At 75.4% G+C, this 1,442-nt stretch carries 1 protein-coding gene and 1 pseudogene; both read right to left on the bottom strand.

Annotated elements, in window-relative coordinates; genetic code table 11:
* The coding region (locus tag B8460_RS13715; RefSeq protein WP_048862172.1) for an NMCC_0638 family (lipo)protein at positions 1–441 on the bottom strand (441 nt) is incomplete at its 3' end.
* 73 nt (positions 442–514) lie between these two features.
* Positions 515–1,442, bottom strand: a pseudogene (locus tag B8460_RS22035) (tetratricopeptide repeat protein); the annotation flags it as partial.

The following is a 1,442-nucleotide window of genomic DNA, read 5'->3' as shown; positions in this document are numbered from 1 at the left end:
GTGGCGCACACCGGGCGCGAGGGGATCGTCCTCCTCGCTGATCTGGACGAGCGGCAGGCCGGCGCGGGCGAGGAACTGCGACAGGGTCGCGGCGAGCACGGCGCGGTCAGCATGCTGCGCGATCGCCGCGCAGCCGCCGCCGTCGTCGCTGATGAGCACGAACTTCCCGCCGGGGTCGCTGGCGTCATAGGCGATGCCCGGCTGCTTGTTGAGGAACGCCGGGGCCGCCTGGGCCGGGACGGATTTAAGCCCCTTGGCCGCCGCCCACTGGCGCAGGCCGCTGATGCTGCCGGCATGGGCGACGCAGCCCTGGACGAACAGTCCCGCCAGTTGCTCGGCGGGACTGTCGGCCCGCGCGCGCGTGGCCGGGGCCATCACGGCCAGCACGGCCAGGACAGCCAGCAGGCGGAAGGCGGCAGGAGCGGCGTGCGGCAGCCTCATGCCGAAGGTGTAGCCGATTCGCGGGCGTCGCGGACACCGCGCCCGCCCATGCGGCCCCGGACCCGCGCGCGGGTCAGGCCAGCGCCGCGCCCACATCGGCGATTACCGATGCCCAGTCGCCCGGCGCGGGTTGGCGGAACAGGCGGAGGGAGTCGTACCAGGGCGTCCGCGCCCCGGCCGAGGGCAGCCAGCGCCAGTCCGGCGCGAAGGGCAGCATCACCCAGCACGGCACGCCGAGCGCGCCGGCGACGTGGGCGACCGAGGTATCGACGGTGATGACCAGATCGAGCGCCGCGACCGCCGCCGCCGTCCGTGCGAAATCGGTCAGCGCCGGGGCGAGCGAAGGCAGCCCGGATTCGGCCGCGCGCGGCCCGACCTGAAGGCTTATCCAGCCCGGCCGCTGCCAGCGCAGCAGGGCCGCCAGATCGGCGGCGGGCAGCGAGCGGTGGCGGTCGTTGCTGTGGCGGGGATTGCCCGCCCAGACGATGCCGACACGCCCGCGCGCGCCGTCGCGCCGGCCCGGCAGCGCCGCATCCCATGCCGTCTCCGCCTCCGGATCGCGTGGCAAATAGCCGGCGGCATCCGGCACGCCGTCGGGCCGGGTCCCGAACAGGCCGGGCAGGCTCATCTGATCGACCCAAAGGTCATGGGGGGGCAGATCCGCGACCGCAGGTGCCGCCTCCCACGCCACCGCCGCGACGCCCGGCAGGCGGCGCAGCAGCGGCGCGAGCGGCGGCGCGCAGGCGATCACCACCCGCCCGCCGCGCGCCGCGATGCGGGGCAGGTAGCGGGCGAACTGGATCGCATCGCCCAGCCCCTGCTCCGCCAGCACCAGCACCGTGCGCCCCGCCAGCGGCTCGCCGCGCCAGACCGGGGCGGGCAGGGTCACGAAATCGGCGGCATGGTGCGGATGGCGTTTGCGGCTTTCATACAGCGCCCAGCCCGCGTCCCAGTCGCCGGCCAGCAGCGAGGCGATGCCGAGGTTCCAGGATGCGACGGGA

It is taken from the genome of Acidisphaera rubrifaciens HS-AP3 (assembly GCF_000964365.1).
Classification (GTDB): Bacteria; Pseudomonadota; Alphaproteobacteria; order Acetobacterales; family Acetobacteraceae; genus Acidisphaera; species Acidisphaera rubrifaciens.
The sequence above is the reverse complement of the archived record's forward strand: the minus strand, read 5'-3'. Positions and strand labels throughout refer to the sequence as shown.